The sequence below is a fragment of the Streptomyces sp. NPDC047453 genome, assembly GCF_040643155.1.
Taxonomy (GTDB): Bacteria; Actinomycetota; Actinomycetes; order Streptomycetales; family Streptomycetaceae; genus Streptomyces.
Map to the genome: position 1 here is coordinate 1 of NZ_JBEYTS010000013.1, position 22326 is coordinate 22326.

Sequence of the window (22326 nt, forward strand, 5' to 3'; positions counted from 1 at the left end):
CAAGACGCGCACTCCCTACGACGAATCCACCGCGTGGTCACACCACGCGACCCTCTCGGCCGCCACTTGACACCACAACGGCATGGGATGTCTGACCTGAGGTTTTTCCTCCCCAGGGAGGCGCTCTATGCGGCCTCGGACTCCTCGGCCGGGACGGTTCGCGCGAGCGGTGCGTGAGGGGATGGGGCGCCAGGCTCGGAGGTTTCGCCCGCCGCACCCGTCGGAGGCTTGCCGTCCGTCCACTGCGTGGAGCAGATCCTGGCGAGGTCCAGCACCCACTCCAAGTCCCGCTCCGGCAGCTGTGCCGCGACGTTGTCCAGCCACTCCTGCTCCGTCATGTCCTGGTCCTCCCGGGCCGATCCTCAGTGGGGCACATTTTGCGCCCTTCTTCTGGGAGCACGAGCCCAACCGCGGCTCCCCGCGCGCCCTGCACGCCCTCGCGCGCGCCGCCCACGCGATCGGCGAGCAGGAGGAGTACGAGCGCTGCACGCAGTTCCTGAAGGACTCCTCGGAGACGGCCGCGCGGACCCTGGGCTGACCCCGTACGAGTACGAGGCCCGCCCGTGTGACCGGGCGGGCCTTGCGATCTGTCCACGTGATGCGCAGGATGCCGGTGGGGACCGGGGCCCCCGTGCCGGCATCGGCAGGGGCGGACCGCTACCCGGAGTACAACAGGAGACAGCGATGTCCCAACCGGCTCACTCGACCTCTCAGCCCGCTGAGGCCCCTGAGCCCGAGACCCCGCATCTCGACTTCGCAGGCACGACGCCCTACGAGGACTACGTCCGGGCGGACGTGCTCACCCACCTCCAGCACACCCTCTCCGACGACCCCGGAGAGATGGTCTTCCTGGTCACCACCCAGGTGATGGAGCTGTGGTTCACGGTCGTCGTCCACGAGTGGGAGACCGCTGCCCGTGCCCTGCGCTCGGACGACGTGCCGACGGCGATCGCCGCGCTGAAGAGGTCCGTACGCGAGCTCCAGGCGCTGAACGCCTCCTGGAAGCCGCTCGCCGCACTCACTCCGGCCCAGTTCAACAGCTACCGCGGCGCCCTCGGCGAGGGCTCCGGCTTCCAGTCGGCGATGTACCGCCGCATGGAGTTCCTGCTCGGCGACAAGTCCGCCTCGATGCTCGTCCCGCACCGCGGCGCCCCCCGCGCCCACGCGGAACTGGAGAAGGCGCTGCACGAGCCGAGCCTGTACGACGAGGTGCTGCGGCTGCTCGCCCGGCGCGGGCACGCGGTCCCGGACGCGGTGCTGCACCGCGACGTGTCGCTGCGGTACGAGCCCAGCGAGGAGGTCGAGGCCGTCTGGGCGGCGCTCTACTCCGGTGAACAGGACGACGAACTCGCCCGGCTCGGCGAGGCGTTGACTGACGTCGCCGAACTGGTGTGGCGCTGGCGCAACGACCACCTCGTCGCCACCCGCCGCGCGATGGGCGCCAAGTCCGGCACGGGTGGCTCCGCCGGCGTGGCCTGGCTGGAGAAGCGGGCCCGGAAGAACGTCTTTCCCGAGCTGTGGACGGCGAGGTCCCATGTCTGAGTTGACCATCAGGGCGGAGAAGCTGGACGCCGCCGACGAACTCGCCGGGCTGCGCGACCGGTTCGTCCTCGACGAGGGCGTCTACCTGGACGGCAACTCGCTGGGCGCGCTCCCGGCGGACGTCCCGGACCGGATCACCGACGTCGTACGCCGCCAGTGGGGCGAGCTGCGCATCCGCTCCTGGACGGAGAGCGGCTGGTGGACCGCGCCCGAGCGGGTCGGCGACCGGATCGCCCCGCTGGTCGGGGCCGCGCCGGGCCAGATCGTGGTGGGCGACTCGACCAGCGTCAACGTGTTCAAGGCGCTGGTGGCGGCGGTCCGGATGGCCCGGGAAGAGAGCGGCGGCGGTGACCGGGACGAGATCCTGGTCGACGCGACGACGTTCCCCACGGACGGGTACATCGCGCAGTCGGCGGCCCGGATGACGGGCTGCGCGCTGCGTCCGGTGACGCCGGCCGAGGTGCCCGGGGCGCTGACTCCGCGCACCGCCGCGGTCCTGCTGAACCACGTCGACTACCGCACCGGCCGGCTGTACGACCTGCCGTCCCTGACCGCCGCGGTGCACGCGGCGGGTGCGTACGCCGTCTGGGACCTGTGCCACAGCGCGGGCGCCCTGCCGGTGGGGCTGGACGGGCACGGAGTCCGCCTGGCGGTCGGGTGCACCTACAAGTACCTGAACGGCGGCCCCGGTTCACCTGCGTTCCTGTACGTCCGCCGCGATGTGCAGGACCGCTTCGATTCCCCGCTGCCCGGCTGGAACTCGCACGCCGAGCCCTTCGGTATGCGGGCCGAGTACGAACCGGCGGCGGGTGCGGTCCGCGGCCGGGTCGGCACCCCCGACATCCTCTCCCTGCTCGCCCTGGAGGCGGCGCTGGACGTCTGGGGCGGGGTACCGATCGAGGCCGTACGCGCCAAGTCCCTGGCGCTGACGGACTTCTTCCTGGAGTGCGTCGCCGAGTACGTCCCCGCCGGACGCGTGGAGTCCCTGACCCCGGCGGTCCACGAGGAGCGGGGCAGCCAGGTGGCCCTGCGCTGCCCGGACGCCGGGGACGTGATGAAGCGGCTGATCGAACGCGGGGTGGTCGGCGACTTCCGGCACCCCGACGTCCTGCGCTTCGGCTTCACCCCGCTCTACGTCGGGTTCGCGGACGTGGAGCGGGCGGCGCGGGTGCTGGCAGCGGTGCTGGCCGGCTGACGCACCGCCGTACGCCCCGCTCCTGCGGGTGTACCGGAACGGAGGTTTCCTGCCGCACGGTCCCGGACCGTGCGGCAGGACCGTTCAGCCTCACCCAGCGTGACATCCCCATGTCGGCGCACGTCACCGGCCTGATACCGTCCCGGCCAACGGCCGGTTGATTTCCTTCCCGGACCGCCAAAACCGTTTCACCGCTGAGAGGTTGGAGCATGCCGGAAGCCGACGCCCCCGTCCCCCGAGCGCTCGAGTCCGAGCGTGCGGAGGGAACCCCCACCGCCGCGGAACCGGGGAACTCCGGCGGCCGTGACGCGGCCGCGCGCGCCGCCGCGGAGGAGGAGTCGGTCTTCTCGCACGCGCCCGTCGCACCCGACAGCACCGCCGCCTACGGCGACCACCCCGACCAGGTCGTCGACTTCTATCGCACGCGCGGCGCGGCCGGCTCCTCGGAGTCCTCCCCGCTCGTGGTGGTGCTGCACGGCGGCGCCTGGCGGGCCCCGTACGACCGTCGCCACATCACCCCGTTCGCGGACTTCCTCGCCCGCCGGGGCTTCGCCGTGGCCTGCGTCGAGTACCGACGCGGCAGCGCCGCCCCGGCGGCGCCGGGCGAGGACCCGGTCGCGGGCCGCTGGCCGGACACGTTCGACGACGTGGCGGCGGCGCTCGACGCGCTGCCCGCGCTGGCCCGGGAGGCGCTCCCGCAGGCCGACACGCGGCGCACGGTGCTCACCGGCCACTCGGCGGGCGGCCATCTGGCCCTGTGGGCGGCGGCCCGGCACGTCCTGCCCGCGGACGCGCCCTGGCGCACGGACCGCCCCGCCCCGCTGCGGGGCGTGGTCGCACTCGCCCCCATCGCCGACTTCGCGGTCGCCGACAAGCTGGACGTGTGCGGCGGGGCGGCCCGTCAACTGCTCGGCGGAGAAGAGGGGTTCGTCGAGCGGCAGCCCTACGCCGACCCGGCTCTGCTGCTGCCGACCGGCATCGCCACGACCCTCGTCCAGGGCCGCGACGACCTGGACGTACCGCAGGTGGTCGCGGAGTCCTACGCCGACGCTGCGGCGAAGGCGGGCGAGGTGGTGGGCCTGACCCTCCTGGAGGAGGTCGGCCACTTCCCCCTGATCGACCCGGCGGCCGACGCGTGCGCGGTGGTGGCGGAGGAGATCGCCCAGCTGGCGTGGTGACTTCGGCCTCCGTCCCGACCGGGCAACCCGGTCGTACCCGTAGTACTTGAGAGCTATGGCCGCGAACACCTCCCTGGCGTGACGCGAGCTACGCCCCCGGATCCGTAATTTCCCTTCCGGACCGGCCCGACGGCCGGTCGGAGCCGGAGGGGATGACCGTGGGGCGTGGGTGGGAGAGACGGGGCATAGCCGCAAGCCTGGGCGGCGTTGCGGGATCGGGCGCGGGCCTGGGCGGGGTTGCGGGACTGGGCGCGGGCCTGGGCGGGGTTGCGGGACTGGGCGCGGGCCCGGAGACCGGGCCGGATGCCGGTCTGGGGGCGGGTCCGAGCGCGAGTCCGGGAGCGTGCCTGAGTGCTGGTCCGGGAGTGGGCTTGAGTGCCGGTTCGGAGGCGGGCCTGAGTGCCCGTCCAGGGGCGGGCCTGAGCGCCGGTTCGGGAGCGCACCCGAGCGCCGGCCTGGGAGTGGGCTTGAGTGCCGGTTCGGAGGCGGACCTGAGTGCCCGTCCAGGGTCGGGTCCGAGCGCGAGGCCGGGAGCGGGCCTGAGTGCTGGTCCGGGAGCGGGCTTCAATGCCGGTCCCGGAGCGGGTTTCAATGCCGGCCCGGGGGCGGGTCCGAGCGCTGACCTGGGGGTGGGCCTGAGCGCCGGTTCGGGAGCGCACCCGAGTGTCGGCTCGGGAATGGGCCCGAGCGCTGGCCCGGGAATGGGCCCGAGTGCCCGTTCAGGGGTGGGCCTGAGCGCCGGTTCGGGAGCGCACCCGAGTGTCGGCTCGGGAATGGGCCCGAGTGCCCGTTCAGGGGCGGGCCTGTGCGCCGGTTCGGGAGCGGACACAAGTCCCGGCCCGGAAGGGGGCCTGAGTGCCGGTCCGGGAGCGATGTCCGGTGTCGGGGCCAAGGCCGGCAGATGGCGGCGGGCCCTGCTCGCCCTCCTCGTCACCGGTGCCCTCGTGGTGCCTCTGTCGGCCGCGGCCCGCCCCCGGATTCCCGCGCCCGCCCCGGCGGCTCTCGCGCCCCTGACCCGGACCACCCTCGACGCGGCCTACGGGGCGAACCGCGCCGACGCGGCCCGCGCCTCCGACATGGCCGCGGCGCACGGCGACACGCACCGCGCGGCCGTGGACCGGGCGCTGGCGTCACCCTCGCGTCGTCTGCTCTCCTTCGACGGCCGCGGTTCCGGCCGCGTGACGGAGGTGTTCGGCGACCTGGCGCACGCCGACCGCACAGCGGTCCTCGTCCCAGGTTCGGACACCTCCCTGGACACCTACGACCGCTTCCGGAAGGGCGCACTCGCCCTGTACCAGGCGCTCGGCCGCGAGACCGCGGCCGGTGCGCGCCCAGCGGTCGTCGCCTGGCTCGGCTACGAGACGCCGGGCACGGTCAGCACCTCGGTGCTCACCACGGGCCGCGCCGAGCAGGCGGCCCCGCATCTGCGGGAGCTGATACGCGACCTGCGTACCGTGGCGGGGCAGGCGCCGCACATCACCCTGGTGTGCCACTCCTACGGTTCGGTGGTGTGCGGGCGCGCCGCGGCAGGCCTGGACGTGAACGACATCGCCCTCATCGGCAGCCCCGGTACCGGCGCGGACTCCGTGCCCGCGCTGCACACCCGGGCCCGTGTCTGGGCGGCCCGTGGCACCGGCGACTGGGTGGCGAACGTGCCGCACGTCCACGCCGACCTCTTCGGCAGGACCGTCGGTCTGGGCGCCGACCCCATGGACCCCGCCTTCGGCGCCCGCAGGTTCACGGCCGGAAGCGGCGGTCACAGCGCCTACTTCGCGCCCGGCTCCCCGTCCCTGACCAACCTGGCCCGGATCGTCCTGGGCGCCACGAACGAGGTGTACGGTGACTGACCGCCTCACACCGGTACTCACCCGCGTACGAGCCTCCGCCCACCGCCTCCACCACCAGACCCCGCCGCACCGGGACCGGGCGGTGGACGCCCTGCGGGCCCTCGCCATCCTCGGCGTGGTCCTGGGGCACTGGCTGGTCACGGCCCTGGTCGCGGACACCCGCACCCAGCCCCACCCCACCCTGCACACCGCGAGCCCCCTCCACTACCTGCCCGCCCTGACCTCGGTCTCCTGGGTGTTCCAGACCCTCGCCGTGTTCTTCCTCGTCGGCGGGCACGTCGCCACCCGCGGCTACCGTTCGGCCCGCGTCCGTGGGACCAGCTACCCGCGGTGGCTCCGCGCCCGCCTGTCCCGGCTGTTCAGGCCGGTCGCGGCCGTACTGGCCCTCTGGACGGTCACCGCCGCCGCCCTCCTCCTGACCGGTGCGGACCTCGACACCGTCCGCACCCTCGTGAAGCTGGCTCTGTCCCCTCTGTGGTTCCTCCTGGTCTTCGCCCTGCTGACGGCGGCGACCCCCCTGCTCACCCGGCTCAGCCCCCTGTGGCCCCTGGCCGTCGTCCTGCACGTGGACCTCCTTCGCTTCGGCCTCGGCGCCCCCTCCTGGCTCGGCTGGCTGAACCTGCCGGCAGGCTGGCTCGTGCCGTACACCCTGGGCGCGGCGTGGACCCGCGGTGAGCTGGACCGCCGCCGCGCGGGCTGGATACTGCTGACCTGCGGCGCGACGGCGACCGCGGCCCTCGTCGCCTGGGCGGGCTACCCGGCGTCGATGGTCGGCGTACCAGGGGCCGCGGTCTCCAACCTCAACCCGCCGACCCTGGCGGCCGTCACCTTCGGCCTGGCCCAGTGCGGCCTGGCCCTGCTCCTGCGCGAGCGGCTGCGCCGCGCGATGGGCCGCCCGCTCGCCTGGGCGGCGGTGGTGCTGGTCAACCTCTCCGCGATGACGATCTTCCTCTGGCATCAGACGGCCCTGATGGCGATCACCGCCGTGGGCCTGCTCGCCGGCCGCGTCCCGGGTCTGCACACGCTCCCCGACGACCTCGGCTGGGTGGCGGCCCGGCTGGCCTGGCTCCCGGTCTTCGCCCTCGCCCTGACCGTCTGCTGGGCTGCTTTCCGCACCTGTGAGCAGGACGGTGGCCGGCGCCGTTCCCGGGTGGTCCGGTCCCATCGTCCCGGGGCGTCCCACACGCCAGACCCTAAAGTGGGCGCGTGATGCGATGGCAGAGCCGCGTCAGGCGTGGACTGCGGGTGCTGCGCGACGACCTGTGGACCGCGCGGCTGGATCCGCTGCCCCCGTCCGTCTGGCTGCGCTGGCTGCCGCACGGGATCGTATGGCTGGTCGCGTTCGCGGTGCTGCTGGGCGCCGCGGCCCAACTCCAGGGGGACGCGCGGCTGGCCTTCGGGTACGTCTTCCTCATCGCGCTCGGACAGGCCGGTGCGGTGGCGCTCGCCCTGTGGCGGCCCATCCCGGCGTGGTGGCTGTCGACGGCGGCCACGGTGCTGGGGGCGGTGGCGCTGCGCGGCCCGCTGCTCGCCCGCGAGGTGAACGACTTCACCTGGCCCTGGACCGCGTCCGGGATCATCGCCCACCTGTTCGTCATGCTGCTGCTCGCCCTGCGGGTGCGCACCCGCGTCGCCGCGGAGGCGCTGGCCCTGACCGCGCTGGTCACCTACGTCCTCCAGGGTGTGTGGGGCGCGGCGTACTACCAGCCCACCGGTGCTCTCGCGACGGCCCTGTTCGCGGTCGTGGTGGTGCTGGGCACCGCCCTGCGCGGCCGCCGCGAGGCCCGTGCGGAACTGGTGCAGCAGACCACGCTCACCGCGGAGGAGCGGGCCCGCCGCACGCTTCTGGAGGAGCGCAGCCGTATCGCCCGTGAGCTGCACGACGTGGTCGCCCACCACATGTCGGTGATCTCCATCCAGGCGCAGGTGGCACCGCACCTCACGCAGAACCCCTCGCCGGAGCTGAAGGAGAACCTCGACGGCATCCGGCAGAACGCGCTGGAGGCGCTCGCCGAACTGCGCCGGGTGCTCGGCGTGCTGCGTTCCGAGAATCCCGAGGACCCGTACGGCCTCGGCGAACCCGGCACGAGGGTCGCCCCGGACGCCCCGCAGCCCACCCTCGACCGCCTCGGCGCCCTCGTCGAGAACACCCGCGCCGCCGGTCTGACGGTCACCATGGACACCGAGGACTCGCGACGCGAGCGCCGGCCGTATCCGCCCGCCGTGGAGCTGTCGGCGTACCGCATCGTCCAGGAGGCCCTCAGCAACGCCCTGCGGCACGCCCCGGGGTCGACGGTCCGCGTGGAAGTCACGCATGTTGCCGACGGCCTGTTCCTGAACGTGGTCAACTCCCGCCCCCGACAGCCCGTCCAGCCCTCCCCGGGCGCCGGGCACGGCCTGCTCGGCATGCGCGAGCGGGCGACCATGCTGGGCGGGCACGTCACGGCGGCCAGGACACTGCACGGCGGCTTCGCGGTCTCGGCCTTCCTCCCCCGCGACGGCATCGCGCCCGTGACCGGGATCGGCCCACCCCGCCTGCCCGTCATCTACACCGACCCGGCCGACACCCTCGTCGTCCACGTCGAACCGCCCGGCGCGCCCGCCGACCCCGGCCCCGGCCCCGACTCTGGCACCGGCCCCGGCGCCGCTCCCGGCTCACCGTCCCCGACAGGAGAAGACACTCCATGACGAGCGGCAGCATCCGCGTACTCATCGCCGACGACCAGCAGATGGTCCGTCAGGGATTCACCGTGCTGCTCAACACCCAGCCGGACATCGAGGTGGTGGGCCAGGCGGTGGACGGCCTGGACGCCGTCGCCAGGGCCGCGCAAGTCTCCCCGGACGTCGTCCTGATGGACATCCGCATGCCCGAGCTCGGCGGCATCGAGGCCACCCGCCGCATCACGACCGCCACCCCGGACATGAAGGTCCTGGTGCTCACCACCTTCGATCTGGACGAGTACGTGTACGAGGCGCTGCGCGCCGGCGCGTCCGGCTTCCTGCTCAAGGACGCGTCCGCGGACCAGCTCGCCGAGGCGGTCCGGGTGGTCGCGGCCGGCGACGCGCTGCTGGCGCCGGGGATCACGCGCCGGCTGATCGCGGAGTTCTCCCGGCTGAAGGACACACCGCGCGCCCCGCTGAAGTCGCGTATCGGCGTACTGACCGAACGCGAGACGGAAGTGCTCGCCCTGATCGCGCAGGGCCTGTCCAACGCGGAGATCGCCGGGCATCTCGTCGTCGCCGAACAGACCGTGAAGACCCACGTGGGCCGCATCCTGGTGAAACTGGGCCTCAGGGATCGCACCCAGGCGGCGGTGTTCGCCTACGAGTCGGGACTGGTTCGCCCCTCCGGGTACTGAACGAGGGAAGCAGGGCACTACCCGTAGTACTTGAGACGGACCGCGAAGGACCCCTCTCACAGGGGACGACCGCGACCGCCGCCTGCGCCTACCGTTTTCAGCGTGACCGATACGCAGCAGACGCAGCAGGCGCAGCAGACGACGCCGGACGGCGCCTTCAGCCCGTACAAGCCGCGCAGCCCGGAGTACAAGCTCGCCGCGAAGGCTCTGCACGGGCTGCGGCAGGGGCTGTTCCACGACGCCTTCGCCTACCGTCCGCTGCGGCCCATGGGTGTCGACGGCCCGCTGACCCGGCGGCTGCCCGGCCGCCTGCGTCCGTACGCGGCCTGGACCCCGCACGCAGTAGTGGTGGGAGCCGGCCTGCTGGCGCTGTTCGTCGGCTGGGCGAGCAGCGCGGGCAGTGGCGCGGCCCTGTTGCCGGGTCTGCTGGCCCTCGCCCCGGTGCTGCTCACCCTGACCCGCCCGGTCGGAGCGTTCTGGGTCTCCCTGATGGCGGCCATGGTCTCGGCGTGGCTCGTCGGCAGCTACACGACCTGGCCGTGGCAGCCCGGCAGCTACATCGCGCACCTGACGGTGCTCACGGTGGCGGCGATACGCACCCGGCCGCGCACGGCGGCGTGGATGTGGGCGACCACCGCGTTCTACGCCGTGTTCGCCGACGCGCTGTTCGGCTACGTCTACAGCAACAACTCGGCACCCATGCTGGTCCTCTCCGCGCTCGTCCTCCTCGTCGTCACCGTCTGGCACATACGCAAGGACGCCGAGCAGGAGGTGACCGCCCAGCAGACGGTGACCGCGCACGAACGCTCCCGCCGCACCCTGCTGGAGGAGCGCACCACGATCGCCCGAGAGCTGCACGACGTCGTGGCCCACCACATGTCCGTCGTCGCCATCCAGGCCGAGGCCGCCCCCTACCGGGTGCAGAACCCGCCGCCGGAGCTGGAGAAGGCCTTCGCCACCATCCGGGAGAACGCGGTGGCGGCCCTCACCGAGCTGCGCCGCGTCCTCGGCGTCGTCCGCGCGGAGGACTACGAGGCCCCCGAGGCCCCGCAGCCCACCCTCGCCGACCTCGGCACCCTGCTGGAGAACGTGCGGGAGGCCGGGCTGGCGGTGGACAGGACGACGATGGGCGCGGTACGCGAACTCCCGCAGGGCGTCGAGCTGTCGGCGTACCGGATCGTCCAGGAGGCCCTGAGCAACACCCTGCGGCACGCGCCCGGCGCGAGCGCCCGCGTCGAGATCGGTTACGTCCTCGGCGGGCTGGCCCTGCGCATAGTCAACGGCCCGCCGCCCAAGCCGTCCCTGCTCAAGCCCTCGCCCGGATCCGGACACGGCATCACCGGCATGCGGGAGCGGGTGTCGATGCTCGACGGCGAGATGACGGCGGGCCCGGCCGACGACGGCGGGTACGAGGTGGCGGTGTTCCTGCCGGTCGCCACGGTGGTCGAGCGCACGGACGACGACGAGGCCGGCGCATGAGGGCGGGCACGATCCGGGTGCTGGTCGCGGACGACCAGATGATGGTGCGCGAGGGCTTCTCGGTCCTGCTGAACGCGATGCCGGACATCGAGGTCGTCGGCGAGGCCGTCAACGGCCGCGAAGCGGTGGAGCGGGTACGCGAACTGGCCCCGGACGTCGTACTGATGGACATCCGCATGCCGGAGCTGAACGGCATAGAGGCGACCCGGGAGATCGTCGCCGCGGACGGCACGGCGAAGGTGCTGGTGCTGACCACGTTCGACCTGGACGAGTACGTGTACCAGGCGCTGCGGGCCGGGGCCTCCGGGTTCCTGCTCAAGGACGCCTCGGCGCGGCAGCTCGCCGACGGGGTGCGGGTGGTCGCGGCCGGCGAGGCGCTGCTCGCCCCCTCGGTCACCAGACGCCTGATCACGGAGTTCTCGAAGCTGACCGAGCCCCCGCGGCTTGCGCCCACCGCGCAGGCGGCGTACGGGGAGCTGACCGAGCGGGAGACGGAGGTGCTCGTGCTGATCGCGCAGGGCCTGTCGAACGCGGAGATCGCCGAGCGGCTGGTGGTCGCCGAGTCGACCGTCAAGACCCATGTGAGCCGCGTCCTGGTCAAGTTGGGCCTGCGGGACCGCACCCAGGCGGCGGTGTTCGCCTACGAGGCGCGACTGGTCACGCCGAGGTGAGCCGCCCCGGGCGGTCCCCGGGCCGAGCCGTGCGAGGTGGGTGACACCCCTGGTCGGATCGGGGGTGGCCGGGCTAACGTCCGGGCATGTCCGCTCCTTCCGGCCTCGCCTTCGACCCGTGGGACCCGGCGTTCCTCGCCGACCCCTACCCGGTCTACGCCGAGCTGCGCGCGCGGGGCCGCGTGCTCCACTACGAGCCCACCGACCAGTGGCTGGTGCCGCACCACGCGGACGTCTCGGCGCTGCTGCGGGACCGGCGGCTGGGCCGGACGTACCAGCACCGCTTCACGCACGAGGACTTCGGTCGTACGCCGCCCCCGCCGGAGCACGAGCCGTTCCACGTCCTCAACGACCACGGGATGCTCGACCTGGAGCCGCCGGACCACACCCGGATCCGGCGCCTGGTGTCGAAGGCGTTCACGCCGCGCACGGTGGAGCGGCTCAAGCCGTACGTGCACGACCTGGCGAACGAGCTGGTCGCCACGCTGGTGGCGGCGGGCGGCGGCGATCTGCTGAGGGACGTGGCCGAACCGCTGCCGGTGGCCGTGATCGCCGAGATGCTGGGCATCCCCGAGCCGGACCGGGCGCAGCTGCGACCCTGGTCGGCGGACATCTGCGGGATGTACGAGCTGAACCCGTCCGAGGAGACGGCGGCGAAGGCGGTACGGGCGTCGGTCGAGTTCTCCGACTATCTGCGGGAGCTGATCGCCGAGCGCCGCAAGGAGCCGGGCGAGGACCTGATCTCGGGGCTGATCGCGGCGCACGACGAGGGCGACCGGCTGACCGAGCAGGAGATGATCTCCACGGCGGTGCTGCTCCTCAACGCCGGTCACGAGGCCACGGTGAACGCCACGGTCAACGGCTGGTGGGCGCTGTTCCGCAACCCGGAGCAGCTGGCGGCCCTGCGCGCGGATCACTCCCTGATCCCCTCCGCGATCGAGGAGCTGATGCGCTACGACACCCCGCTCCAGCTCTTCGAGCGCTGGGTGCTGGACGAGATCGAGATAGCGGGCACCACGATCCCCAGGGGCGCGGAGATCGCCATGCTCTTCGGCTCGGCCAACCACGACCCGGCGCTCTTCACCGACCCCGAGCGCCTGGACCTCACCCGCCGGGACAACCCCCACATCTCCTTCAGCGCGGGCATCCACTACTGCATCGGCGCCCCCCTGGCCCGCATCGAACTGGCCGCCTCCATGACGGCCCTGCTGGAGCGAGCCCCGACCCTCACACTCGCGGCGGAGCCGGACCGGAAGCCGAACTTCGTGATCCGCGGGCTGGACGGGCTGAACGTGGCGGTGGGCTGACGGATCGGGAGCTCCTCGGCGTCGAATCCGATCGAACTCGACGCCGAGGAGCTCAAGCATCGCCGGCCGAGCCGCACGCCCCGCCGTATGCTCAGCCGCTGATGTCCCGTCTGCGCAGGCCCGCCAGTCCTCCGGTCACCAGGAGTGCGGCGAGGGCGAGCAGGGTGGCGACCGGGCCCCACTCCATCCGGCCGCCCGGCAGCTTCGGCAGGTGGCCGAAGGGGGAGAGGTCCAGCACGAACTGGGGGACGTTCAGCGCGGGCCCGATCCAGCCGATCAGCAGGACCGCTCCGGCCACGCCCCACGCGGCCACGGCACCCCGCGGCAGGACGCCGTAGAGCAGGACGGCGATGCCACCGATCACCCACACCCCGGCCACCTGCACGAGGCACGCGCCGAGCACCGGCCCGACCTGCTTGCCGTGGCCGACCGCGATGCCCAGCCCGGCCAGGAGCATGATCAGGGCGGACCCGCCGAAGGCGATCAGCAGATGCCCGGCGGCCCAGCGCAGCCGGCCCACCGCGCCCGCCAGCACCGGCTCGGCTCGGCCGGACGTCTCCTCGCCGTTCAGGCGCAGCACGGACGCCACGACGTAGAGCGCGGCGACCAGGCCGAGCATCCCGGCCATCGCGGCGAGGAAGGCGTCCGTCAGACCGGACTGCCCGCCCATCCGCTGGAAGATCTCCCGCGCCTTGGCGTTGTCGCCGACGAGCTGGGCCGCGCCGTCCGCCATCCCGCCGTAGACGACTCCGGCGACGAAGAAGCCGATGCTCCAGCCGACCACGCTGCCCCGTTGCAGCCGCCAGGCCAGCCCGCCCGCCGTGGCGAGGCGGCCCCGGGCCGGTCCCGGCCTGGTGGGCAGGAAGCTCATGCCGAGGTCCCGGCGTCCGGCGAGGTCGTAGGCGATACCCGCCTGGAGGGTGGTCGCCGCGGCGAACAGCAGCAGCACCCACCAGCGTTCGGCGGCGAAGGCGCGCAGGTCCTCCAGCCAGCCCAGCGGGGACAGCCAGGTCAGCACCGACGAACCGTCGTCCGTCCCGGAGTCGCCCGCGGCCCGCAGCACGAAGGCGGCGCCCAGGACGGCGGACGTCAGGCCCCGGGCCAGCCGGGCGCTCTCCGTGAGCTGGGCGACGATCGCCGCCATCGTGGCGAAGACCATGCCCACGCCCGCCACCCCGAGCCCGAAGGCCAGGGCACCGGCGGCGCCCTGCCCGGCGAGACCGGCCGTGATCAGCAGGGCCAGGGCCGCGTTCGCGACCGCCGCGGCCAGCAGCGCCGCCGTCAGCGGTGCCCGGCGGCCCACCATCCCGGACGACACCAGTTCCTGCCGTCCGCTCTCCTCCTCGTCCCGGGTGTGCCGGACGACGACGAGCAGGCTCATGACGGCGGCGAGGGCACCCGCGTACACCCCCACCCGCCAGGCCGTCAGCGCGCCCAGCGAGTCGCCGAACACCGGGCCGACCATGGCGCGCAGAGAGGCGTTCGTCGCCATCTGATGCACCAGGTCGGCGCGCTCGGCCGGGGTGGCGTACAGGCCCTTGAGCGTGCTCGGCATGGACAGGACCATCAGCGCGTTCACCGCGACCCACACCGGGATCATCACGCGGTCGCGGCGCAGGGCGAACCGCAGCAGGGTGCCGGTGCCGGCCAGGTTGCGGGAGCGGGCGGCGGGTACGGCGGCGGGCGTGGAGATGGCGGCGGTCATCGCGCCACCTCCGCGGCTTCCGCGCCGGTCCCGGAGCCCGCCTCGGCCTCGGCCTCGTCGTGGTAGTGCCGCAGGAACAGCTCCTCCAGCGTCGGCGGGGTGGAGGTCAGCGACCGCACGCCCGACTCGCTCAGCGAGCGCAGCACCTCGTTCAGCTTGTCGGTGTCCACCTGGAGGCGGACCCGGTGCCCCTGGACGTCGAGGTCGTGCACGCCGGGCAGCCGGGCGAGCCCGTTGGGCGGTCCGGCCAGTTCGGCGGTGACGCTGGTGCGGGTGAGGTGGCGCAGGTCGGCCAGCGAGCCGCTCTCCACCGTGCGGCCCTTGCGGATGATGCTCACCCGGTCGCACAGCTCCTCGACCTCGCTGAGGATGTGGGAGGAGAGCAGGACGGTGCGGCCCCGGTCGCGCTCCTCCTCCACGCACCGCTGGAAGACCTCCTCCATCAGCGGGTCCAGGCCCGAGGTCGGCTCGTCCAGGATCAGCAGGTCGACGTCGGAGGCGAAGGCGGCGACCAGGGCGACCTTCTGCCGGTTGCCCTTGGAGTACGTCCGCCCCTTCTTGGTCGGGTCCAGCTCGAACCGTTCGATCAACTCGTCCCGGCGCCGCCGGTCGAGGCCGCCCGCCCGTCGCTCACCACCACCCTGCCTGACGCGCTTCGCGCGGCCCCCCTGACGCAGCCTGCCGTACAGGTCGATGACCTCTCCCCCGGAGAGGTTGCGCCACAGGGTCACGTCGCCGGGCACGTAGGCGATCCGGCGGTGCACCTCGACCGCGTCGGCCCAGGGGTCGCGGCCCAGCACCCGGGTGGCGCCCGAGTCGGCGCGCAGGAGGCCGAGCAGGACCCGGATGGTGGTGGACTTGCCGGCGCCGTTGGGGCCGAGGAAGCCGTGCACCTCGCCGGCGGCGACATTCAGGTCGAGGCCGTCCAGCGCCCGCGTGCCGCCGAACGACTTGTGCAGGCCCGATACCTCGATGGCGGGGTTTGCCGTGGTCATGCTTTGGAACGTACGCTAACTTCACAAATTTGTGAAGTTAAGGAAGCGTATAAAAGCGAGGTTAGACTCGACGGTGGTGTCCGACCAGGGGAGAGGGTCCGGGATGGCGGAGCGGGAAGCGGCGGTGGAGCGGGATCCCGAGGTGGTGTCGCAGTTCGTGGAGCACTTCGCGGCCCAGCTCGTCGAGGCGGGCGTGCCGCGCATGCCGGCCCGGGTCTTCGCCGCGCTGCTCGCCTCCGACGCCGGCGCCCTGACCTCAGCCGAGCTCGGCGGCCAGCTGAAGATCAGCCCCGCGGCCGTCTCCGGCGCGGTGCGCTACCTCGCCCAGGTGCACCTGGTCTCCCGCGAGCGGGAGCCCGGCTCGCGGCGGGAGCGCTACCGGGTCCACAGCGACCAGTGGTACGAGGCGCTCACCAGCCGTGACGCGCTCATCAAGCGCTGGGAGGACGCCCTGCGGGAAGGCGTGGCCAGCCTGGGGGCCGAGACCCCGGCCGGACGCCGGCTGGCCGACACGCTGGCGTTCTTCGAGTTCATCGAGCAGGACGTCGCCGGAATGATGGAGCGCTGGCGCCGTTACCAGGAGGAGAAGCCCCGCGGGTGACGCGGCCGGCCGGCCCCCCGGGTCCTGCTCACCCCGTCACCGGAAGCGTCAGGCCCCAGGCCCCCTCCACGACCCGCCATGTCCGCGTCCGTACCGGCCCCGCCACCACCGCGTCCGCCCGGTAGCGGAAGCCGGCTCCCGAGACGGTCACCGTGCGGCCCTGGGCCAGCAGCGGCGAGGCCTCCGCGCCCACCGACAGCCGCCGCACCTCCACCTCGGCCTTCCCCGTGCCGCCGCCCGGCGTGACCGAGACCGCCTCCACCGGCTGCTCCAGGTCCACGACCGTCTCCCCGTCGACCTCCACCCGCAGCCGGGAGGGGCCGCCCGGCCCGGCGACCGTCGTGGCCCTCGGCGGGCGGGTCACCAGCGTCCGTACGAGGGACTGGCAGGTCCGCAGCCACGGATGTCCTGCTCCGGACGAGACCGCCGCGGACCCCGCCGGATCCTCCTGACGCGGGGAGACCGGCGGGATGCGCAGCATGCCCAGCACCACCCCGTCGCTGTCGTCGACGAGCAGGTCCAGCCGCCGCTCGGCGCCCTCGAGCACCGCCCGGGCCGCCGCCACCGGCCCCGTCGGCACCCCCAGCGAGCGGACCAGCGACAGGGCGCCCCCGACCGGCACCACCGACAGTGCGCATCCGGCCAGCTCCCGCTGCCGGTGCAGCGCCGACACCGCCCGCAGCAGCGCCCGGTCGTCGCCGACCACCACCGGCCGCCGCGAGCCGCGCCGCGCCAGCGCACGGGTGAACTCCTCCGGCCCGTCCGGCAGGCACACCTTGGCGGCCGCACCCGCGCTGAGCACGTCTTTCGCGATCCTCACGGACTCCCCGTCCGTCCTCCGGGCGACCGGGTCGATGACCACCAGCAGCTGATCGGACGTCGGATAAGTCGCCACCTCGGTCCTGCCTCGCTTCCTCGGGTAGCATCTTTGTGCAAGAGCCCCTTTGCGCTATTGCGCCGGGGGCTTCGTCTATTCCGGGGCATCCGGTCCGACGGTTGAGCGGCCGACGACGGTCGCGGTGCACGCGGCGGTGAACCCTCCGCGTACGCCCCTGACCCTGGACATGCCCCGCCCGGAAGGGGTGTACGCGCGTGCCCGCACTTGTGCTGCTCGGTGCTCAGTGGGGTGACGAGGGCAAGGGGAAGGCCACCGACCTGCTCGGTGGCTCCGTGGACTATGTAGTGCGATACCAAGGCGGTAACAACGCCGGCCACACCGTCGTCGTCGGTGACCAGAAGTATGCACTGCACCTCCTTCCTTCCGGAATCCTCTCGCCCGGTTGCACGCCGGTCATCGGCAACGGTGTGGTCGTCGACCCGTCGGTCCTGCTCTCCGAGCTGAGCGGTCTGAACGAGCGAGGCGTCGACACGTCAAAGTTGCTGATCAGCGGCAACGCCCACGTCATCACGCCGTACAACGTCACCGTCGACAAGGTGACGGAACGCTTTCTCGGCAAGCGGAAGATCGGCACCACCGGCCGGGGCATCGGCCCGACCTACGCGGACAAGATCAACCGCGTCGGCATCCGGGTGCAGGACCTGTACGACGAGTCGATCCTCACCCAGAAGGTGGAGGCGGCCCTCGACGCCAAGAACCAGATCCTCACCAAGCTGTACAACCGGCGCGCGATCGCCGTGGATCAGGTGGTCGAGGAGCTCCTGGGCTACGCCGACCAGATCAAGCCGTACGTCGCCGACACGGTCCTGATCCTCAACCAGGCGCTGGACGAGAACAAGGTGGTCCTCTTCGAGGGCGGCCAGGGCACGCTGCTGGACATCGACCACGGCACGTACCCCTTCGTCACCTCCTCCAACCCGACCGCGGGCGGTGCCTGCACGGGCGCCGGCGTCGGCCCGACGAAGATCAGCCGCGTCATCGGCATCCTCAAGGCCTACACCACCCGCGTCGGCTCCGGCCCCTTCCCGACCGAGCTGTTCGACGAGGACGGCGAGGCGCTGCGCCGGATCGGCGGCGAGCGGGGTGTGACGACCGGCCGCGACCGCCGCTGCGGCTGGTTCGACGCGGTGATCGCCCGCTACGCCACCCGGGTCAACGGCCTGACCGACTTCTTCCTCACCAAGCTCGACGTCCTCACCGGCTGGGAGCAGATCCCGGTCTGCGTCGCCTACGAGATCGACGGCGAGCGCGTCGAGGAACTCCCGTACTCCCAGACCGACTTCCACCACGCGAAGCCCGTCTACGAGTACCTCCCCGGCTGGCAGGAGGACATCACGAAGGCCAAGACCTTCGCCGACCTCCCGAAGAACGCCCAGGCCTACGTCAAGGCCCTGGAGGACATGTCCGGCGCCCCGATCTCCGCGATCGGCGTCGGCCCGGGCCGCGACGAGACGATCGAGATCAACTCGTTCCTCTAGAACGGCGCCCCCTTCCGGGAGGTCCGACGGGACGGCCTGCGCGGAGTCACCGCACAGGCCGTCCCTCGCGTTCGACCTGCGTGGTCACCCCGGCGGGAAGGCGGCTCGTCGCGAGGGTGCACCCACTGCCCGCCGGCCTGCGGCGGGCAGTGGGTCGTCCGACCTCAGCTGAAGACGATCATCGAGCCCTGCGCCAGGCTCCGTGTCGCCGCCGCGTGGAGGCTCAGCCAGACGTGGCGTTCGCGGGCGAAGGGGCTGGGGTCGTACGGCGCGGGGGCGGCCGCCTGTTCCAGTTCCGTGGGGCCGAGCGGAGGGTCGGGGGCGGCCGGCGGGTTGGCCGGGTCGATACCCAACGACGGGGCGACGTGCTCCAGTTCGCGCAGGAGGGCCTGTGAGGACCCCAATGGGCCGCCGCCGGAAAGGAGTTCCTCGTTGGACAGGGGGTGCGGGAAGTCCAGCGGGACGTACGCGCCGGCGTGGTCGTAGTGCCAGACCAGGTGGGACTGCTGGGCCGTCGTCTCGAACATCTCCAGCAACTGCTCGTAGTCGCCGCCCAGTTCGTCGACCGGGGTCAGCGGCAGGCCGCAGAGCTGGAGGAGGTAGGCGCGGCGCAGGAAGTGCAGCGCGTCGTAGTCGAAGCCGGCCACCGGCGCCACCTCCCCGGACAGGCCGGGCATGTACTGGTACACCGGCACCGGTGGAAGCCCGTTTTCGGCGAGCACCTTGTTGTACTGCGCGAGTTCCTCGGCGAACGGGTTGTCCGGGGTGTGGCACAAGACGTCGACGAGCGGTACCAGCCACAGGTCACAGGCCAAAGAGGGCTCCTCGGGGAGGGCAGGGCTTCCAGCGTGTTCGGTGGTCGAAGAGTGTGAAGAAGAGTGTAAAAGCGTAGTCGGTGCGGAACCGCTCAGCTCCCCTCGTGCAGGTCCCATACCCACACCCCGCCGGTCCACGTGCCCGGACGGCCCACCAGCTTCGTCACCGCCTCCCGCAGCGGTTCCTCGTGCTGCTGGGGCGCCAGGACCAGGACGCCGGCGTGCCAGTCGGCGAAGTCCCGCCGGGCCTGGGCCCGCCAGTTCTTGCCGAGGGCCGGTAGGGACCCGGTGTAGCTCACGTCCCGCAGCATGTTGGAGGTGTGGCGGGGGACGGCGCCGTAGATGCCGACGCGGTCGGGGCCGTAGGGGCCGTTGAAGTAGCCGCCGGGCAGCTTGAAGCCGAGGTGGGCCGCGGTCTGCCAGTGCAGGGCCTCCGCGTTGCCCGGGTCGGGCAGCGGTATCGGCACCAGGGACTCGCCGTCGCGGACGTAGGACTTCCACAGGCCGGCCGTGATGAACTCCGGTACCGGGGCGCGGTCCTCGGCCTTCAGCGGCGCCGGGACCAGCGGCAGCAGCGCGAGACAGACCGCCAGCAGGCCGCCGTAGAGCGTGCCGACGCGGCCGGTCGCCGTGATCCTGGCGACGGCGATCGCCAGCAGCATGCCCAGTGCGGGCGCGCAGATCATCGCCACGCGCCCCTCGATGACCGATTCGAACAGCGGCAGGTGGGCGAGCGGTGCCCAGGGGCCGGGGTAGACCGTGTCGGTCAGCGGGACGCGGAACTTCGGGCCCAGGGACAGCAGGGCCGCGGCGGCCGTCGTGACCGCCAGCGCCTTCACCAGCGCGTGCTCCCACAGCCGTACGGTGATCCCGAAGGCGAGCAGGAGCAGGGGCCAGCCATAGAAGGCGTTCTGCTCCGTGGGGTTCAGGGACAGGGCGTTCGCCTTCTGGGCGTCGCCCGCGAACAGGGAGCGCTCGGCGAAGGAGATCAGGGCGAGCGGACTGTTGCCGGCGTTGTCGCCGTGCAGCACGCTCTTGTAGCTCTGCGGGCCCGCGAACTGCCAGTACAGCGGGTAGGCGACGATCGGCAGGCACACCGCGGCGGCGATCAGCAGGCCCTTCAGCAGGGGCCGCCAGGCCTCCCGCGCGACGTCCCTGCGCACGAGCCCGTAGGCGGCGGCGAACAGGGCCATGCCCATCGCGGCGAGCAGCAGCGGCTCCTCGCCGAGGAAGATCTGGTACGCCGCCATCAGCCCGAGCACGATCCCGTCCCGTCGCACCCGGGTGCCCTCGCACAGGCGCAGCGCCCGGTCGACGATCAGCGGGATCACGAACAGGATCACGAAGTTCGGGTGCGCGTTGGCGTGGCTGACCATCGGCGGGGCGAGGGCGGCCAGGCAGGCGCCGGTGAAGGCGGCGCCCCGATGCCGTACGACCCGTCTGACGATCAGCCAGTACCAGGCGGCCGCGGTGGCCGCGAGCCCCAGGGTCATGCAGACGCTCAGCGAGACCGCCGGACCGAAGGCCAGCGTGACCGGGGCGAAGGGGACGGACATCCCCAGCATGACCGTGTTGGCCATGAGGTTCACGCCGTCGGGGAAGCCCTGGAGATCGGTGAACAGGGGGTTGCGCAGATGGGCGACGCTGTCGGCGGTGACCGCGAAGAACCACTCCCACTGGTTCTGGTCCTGGAGGGAGTCGGGGAGGTAGCGGTGGGCGGGGCCGAAGAGGCGGCCCGAGTAGAGGGTGACCGCCATCAGCAGGAAGAGCGCGGCGGCGAACAGGTCGGCCGGGCGCACGGAACGGGCCTTGAGGCGGCCCAGTTCGGCGAGGACCCGGAGGTAGTCCAGCGGGCCGACCTTCGAACCGGTCTGGTGCGACCAGCGGACCGGCACCTCGGCCACCGGCCAGTCGCGGCGGCGGAAGTGCTGGAGGACCTCCACGTCGATGCCCCAGCCGCTCAGCCGGGAGGCGGCGAACGCCTCCCGGGCCTGGTCGCCCTCGAAGAGTTTGAAGCCGCACTGGGTGTCGCGGATGCCGGGCACCGCGATGCGCCGTATCAGCAAGTTCCCGGCGCGGCCCAGCAGTTCGCGCACCCGGTGCTGGCGCCTGGCTATCGTCGCGCCCGGCACCGAGCGGGAGCCGATCGCGGCCGCGCCGCCCTCGCCGAGCGCCTTGTCGAGCTGTTCCAGCTCCTCGATGGGGGCGGCGAGATCGGCGTCGGTGACCAGCACCCGGCGGCCGCGGGTGGCGGCCACCCCGAGGCGCAGGGCGTGGCCCTTGCCGCGGTTGCGGTCGCCGGCGACGAGCCGGACGCGCGGGTCCCCGCGGTCCGTGACGAGGCCGCCGGTGCCGTCCGTGGATCCGTCGTCGGCGACGACGACCTCCCACGAGCCGAAGCGGCCCTCGTTGTCGGCCAGGTAGGCGGTGACCGCGTCGAGGGTGGGACCGAGCCGCCGTTCCTCGTTGTAGGCCGGGATGACGACGGACAGGTCGACGGCCCCGGTGACGGTCCCGCTCATGCGGTGGCCAGCCGCTCGACGAGGGCGAGGTCGTGCGCGTTGTAGGCGGCGACGATCGCCCGGGCGGCCGGGGCGTCGCCCCTCACCATGGCGTCGACGAGTTCGGTGTGGGCGGACCACAGCAGGCCGCGCAGATCGCCGCGGCGGCGCAGGTGCTGCACCGCGCACACCCAGAACTGCACGCGCAGCCGGTTCAGGAAGTCGGAGAGGTAGGGATTGCCGAACAGGGCGCCGAGCTCCCGCCAGAAGCGCAGGTCGTAGCCGATCAGGACGGTCAGATCGCCGGCGGTGGCCGCGCGCTGCGCCTCCTCGCCGCGCCGGCGCACTCCGGTGAGGGTGGCCTTGACGTACGGGTCGTCGGGCCGGCGGAAGGCCTCGGGCGCCGAGACGGCGGCCTGGAACATGCCGTCGGTGACCAGGGCACGGGCCTTGATCATGTCGTGGAGGTCGTGCAGCGAGTACTCGCGCACATGGAAGCCGCGGTGCTGGTCGGCCTCCAGCAGGCCCTGCGCGGACAGGTCGACGAGCGCCTCGCGCACCGGGGTCGCGGACACCCCGTACTGCTCGGCGATCTCCTTGACCGTGAACTCCTGCCCCGGCTGGAGCCGCCCGGCCAGCACCTCGTCCCGGAGCGCGTCCGCGATCTGCTGCCGCAGGGTGCTGCGCGTCACGGCGCCGTTGCCGCTGATGCCGGGCATGGTCGGGGCGTCTCCTTGCGCGTGCGGGTGGCGTAC

Annotated in this window: 19 protein-coding genes and 1 pseudogene; 13 read left to right on the forward strand and 7 right to left on the reverse strand. The window is 72.8% G+C overall.

Annotated elements, in window-relative coordinates; all coding sequences use genetic code 11:
* Positions 1 to 125: 125 nt before the first annotated feature.
* Positions 126 to 338 (reverse strand): hypothetical protein, encoded by a 213-nt coding sequence (locus ABZ818_RS14445; protein WP_361414347.1) that lies wholly within the window; start codon positions 336 to 338, stop codon positions 126 to 128.
* 53 nt (positions 339 to 391) lie between these two features.
* Here ABZ818_RS14445 and ABZ818_RS14450 point away from each other — a divergent pair.
* The 11 genes and pseudogenes from ABZ818_RS14450 to ABZ818_RS14500 form a co-directional block, all read left to right on the forward strand.
* Positions 392 to 538: pseudogene (locus ABZ818_RS14450) on the forward strand (DUF3151 family protein); the annotation flags it as partial.
* A gap of 146 nt (positions 539 to 684) precedes the next feature.
* Positions 685 to 1542 carry a tryptophan 2,3-dioxygenase family protein gene (locus ABZ818_RS14455; protein ID WP_361414030.1) on the forward strand — a complete coding sequence of 286 codons (858 nt, stop codon included), beginning with the start codon at positions 685 to 687 and terminating at the stop codon, positions 1540 to 1542.
* Positions 1535 to 2737 carry a kynureninase gene (gene kynU, locus ABZ818_RS14460; protein WP_361414033.1) on the forward strand — a complete coding sequence of 401 codons (1203 nt, stop codon included), beginning with the start codon at positions 1535 to 1537 and terminating at the stop codon, positions 2735 to 2737. The genes ABZ818_RS14455 and kynU overlap by 8 nt, the downstream gene beginning before the upstream one ends.
* A 209-nt stretch (positions 2738 to 2946) precedes the next feature.
* Positions 2947 to 3915 carry an alpha/beta hydrolase gene (locus ABZ818_RS14465; protein ID WP_361414035.1) on the forward strand — a complete coding sequence of 323 codons (969 nt, stop codon included), beginning with the start codon at positions 2947 to 2949 and terminating at the stop codon, positions 3913 to 3915.
* Between the two features lie 872 nt (positions 3916 to 4787).
* Complete coding sequence (locus ABZ818_RS14470) at positions 4788 to 5762, forward strand: alpha/beta hydrolase (protein ID WP_361414038.1); 975 nt, start codon at positions 4788 to 4790, stop codon at positions 5760 to 5762.
* Positions 5755 to 6972, forward strand: coding sequence for an acyltransferase (locus ABZ818_RS14475; RefSeq protein ID WP_361414041.1), 1218 nt, complete (start codon positions 5755 to 5757; stop codon positions 6970 to 6972). The genes ABZ818_RS14470 and ABZ818_RS14475 overlap by 8 nt, the downstream gene beginning before the upstream one ends.
* Positions 6972 to 8450: a sensor histidine kinase gene (locus tag ABZ818_RS14480; RefSeq protein ID WP_361414325.1), complete on the forward strand. Its 1479-nt coding sequence runs from the start codon at positions 6972 to 6974 to the stop codon at positions 8448 to 8450. The genes ABZ818_RS14475 and ABZ818_RS14480 overlap by 1 nt, the downstream gene beginning before the upstream one ends.
* A complete protein-coding gene (locus tag ABZ818_RS14485) occupies positions 8447 to 9121 on the forward strand; it encodes a response regulator transcription factor (protein WP_361414044.1) in 675 nt (224 codons plus the stop codon). The genes ABZ818_RS14480 and ABZ818_RS14485 overlap by 4 nt, the downstream gene beginning before the upstream one ends.
* 102 nt (positions 9122 to 9223) lie before the next feature.
* Complete coding sequence (locus ABZ818_RS14490; RefSeq protein WP_361414047.1) at positions 9224 to 10600, forward strand: histidine kinase; 1377 nt, start codon at positions 9224 to 9226, stop codon at positions 10598 to 10600.
* A complete protein-coding gene (locus ABZ818_RS14495) occupies positions 10597 to 11271 on the forward strand; it encodes a response regulator transcription factor (protein ID WP_361414050.1) in 675 nt (224 codons plus the stop codon). Before ABZ818_RS14490 ends, ABZ818_RS14495 begins: the two co-directional genes overlap by 4 nt.
* Before the next feature lie 86 nt (positions 11272 to 11357).
* Positions 11358 to 12578: a cytochrome P450 gene (locus ABZ818_RS14500; RefSeq protein ID WP_361414053.1), complete on the forward strand. Its 1221-nt coding sequence runs from the start codon at positions 11358 to 11360 to the stop codon at positions 12576 to 12578.
* 91 nt (positions 12579 to 12669) lie between these two features.
* Here ABZ818_RS14500 and ABZ818_RS14505 read toward each other — a convergent pair whose 3' ends face one another.
* Both ABZ818_RS14505 and ABZ818_RS14510 read right to left on the reverse strand, forming a co-directional pair.
* Positions 12670 to 14283: an ABC transporter permease gene (locus ABZ818_RS14505; RefSeq protein ID WP_361414056.1), complete on the reverse strand. Its 1614-nt coding sequence runs from the start codon at positions 14281 to 14283 to the stop codon at positions 12670 to 12672.
* A complete protein-coding gene (locus ABZ818_RS14510) occupies positions 14280 to 15278 on the reverse strand; it encodes an ABC transporter ATP-binding protein (RefSeq protein ID WP_361414059.1) in 999 nt (332 codons plus the stop codon). The genes ABZ818_RS14505 and ABZ818_RS14510 overlap by 4 nt, the downstream gene beginning before the upstream one ends.
* A gap of 103 nt (positions 15279 to 15381) precedes the next feature.
* Here ABZ818_RS14510 and ABZ818_RS14515 point away from each other — a divergent pair, with 103 nt between their 5' ends.
* Complete coding sequence (locus ABZ818_RS14515; RefSeq protein ID WP_361414062.1) at positions 15382 to 15879, forward strand: MarR family transcriptional regulator; 498 nt, start codon at positions 15382 to 15384, stop codon at positions 15877 to 15879.
* A 28-nt stretch (positions 15880 to 15907) separates the two neighbouring features.
* Here ABZ818_RS14515 and ABZ818_RS14520 read toward each other — a convergent pair whose 3' ends face one another.
* Positions 15908 to 16774, reverse strand: a complete 867-nt coding sequence (locus ABZ818_RS14520) for a diacylglycerol kinase family protein (protein WP_361414065.1) — start codon at positions 16772 to 16774, stop codon at positions 15908 to 15910.
* A 197-nt stretch (positions 16775 to 16971) separates the two neighbouring features.
* Between ABZ818_RS14520 and ABZ818_RS14525 the strand changes: the two genes are divergently transcribed.
* The gene (locus ABZ818_RS14525; protein WP_141359700.1) at positions 16972 to 18255 is read left to right on the forward strand and encodes an adenylosuccinate synthase; all 1284 of its coding nucleotides are present in this window, start codon (positions 16972 to 16974) and stop codon (positions 18253 to 18255) included.
* A 164-nt stretch (positions 18256 to 18419) separates the two neighbouring features.
* Here ABZ818_RS14525 and ABZ818_RS14530 read toward each other — a convergent pair whose 3' ends face one another.
* From ABZ818_RS14530 to ABZ818_RS14540, 3 genes are all read right to left on the reverse strand, one after another.
* Positions 18420 to 19070, reverse strand: a complete 651-nt coding sequence (locus ABZ818_RS14530; protein ID WP_361414068.1) for a hypothetical protein — start codon at positions 19068 to 19070, stop codon at positions 18420 to 18422.
* Between the two features lie 92 nt (positions 19071 to 19162).
* The gene (locus ABZ818_RS14535) at positions 19163 to 21592 is read right to left on the reverse strand and encodes a dolichyl-phosphate beta-glucosyltransferase (protein ID WP_361414071.1); all 2430 of its coding nucleotides are present in this window, start codon (positions 21590 to 21592) and stop codon (positions 19163 to 19165) included.
* Positions 21589 to 22290, reverse strand: coding sequence for a GntR family transcriptional regulator (locus tag ABZ818_RS14540; RefSeq protein ID WP_141359694.1), 702 nt, complete (start codon positions 22288 to 22290; stop codon positions 21589 to 21591). The genes ABZ818_RS14535 and ABZ818_RS14540 overlap by 4 nt, the downstream gene beginning before the upstream one ends.
* Between the last annotated feature and the right edge of the window lie 36 nt (positions 22291 to 22326).

Excerpts from the sequence above, each read along its gene's own strand:
- ABZ818_RS14445 (WP_361414347.1), bottom strand. The coding sequence starts at position 338 with ATGACGGAGCAGGAGTGGCTGGACAACGTCGCGGCACAGCTGCCGGAG.
- ABZ818_RS14455 (WP_361414030.1), top strand. The coding sequence starts at position 685 with ATGTCCCAACCGGCTCACTCGACCTCTCAGCCCGCTGAGGCCCCTGAG.
- kynU (WP_361414033.1), top strand. The coding sequence starts at position 1,535 with ATGTCTGAGTTGACCATCAGGGCGGAGAAGCTGGACGCCGCCGACGAA.
- ABZ818_RS14465 (WP_361414035.1), top strand. The coding sequence starts at position 2,947 with ATGCCGGAAGCCGACGCCCCCGTCCCCCGAGCGCTCGAGTCCGAGCGT.
- ABZ818_RS14470 (WP_361414038.1), top strand. The coding sequence starts at position 4,788 with ATGTCCGGTGTCGGGGCCAAGGCCGGCAGATGGCGGCGGGCCCTGCTC.
- ABZ818_RS14480 (WP_361414325.1), top strand. The coding sequence starts at position 6,972 with ATGCGATGGCAGAGCCGCGTCAGGCGTGGACTGCGGGTGCTGCGCGAC.
- ABZ818_RS14485 (WP_361414044.1), top strand. The coding sequence starts at position 8,447 with ATGACGAGCGGCAGCATCCGCGTACTCATCGCCGACGACCAGCAGATG.
- ABZ818_RS14495 (WP_361414050.1), top strand. The coding sequence starts at position 10,597 with ATGAGGGCGGGCACGATCCGGGTGCTGGTCGCGGACGACCAGATGATG.
- ABZ818_RS14500 (WP_361414053.1), top strand. The coding sequence starts at position 11,358 with ATGTCCGCTCCTTCCGGCCTCGCCTTCGACCCGTGGGACCCGGCGTTC.
- ABZ818_RS14505 (WP_361414056.1), bottom strand. The coding sequence starts at position 14,283 with ATGACCGCCGCCATCTCCACGCCCGCCGCCGTACCCGCCGCCCGCTCC.
- ABZ818_RS14510 (WP_361414059.1), bottom strand. The coding sequence starts at position 15,278 with ATGACCACGGCAAACCCCGCCATCGAGGTATCGGGCCTGCACAAGTCG.
- ABZ818_RS14515 (WP_361414062.1), top strand. The coding sequence starts at position 15,382 with ATGGCGGAGCGGGAAGCGGCGGTGGAGCGGGATCCCGAGGTGGTGTCG.
- ABZ818_RS14535 (WP_361414071.1), bottom strand. The coding sequence starts at position 21,592 with ATGAGCGGGACCGTCACCGGGGCCGTCGACCTGTCCGTCGTCATCCCG.
- ABZ818_RS14540 (WP_141359694.1), bottom strand. The coding sequence starts at position 22,290 with ATGCCCGGCATCAGCGGCAACGGCGCCGTGACGCGCAGCACCCTGCGG.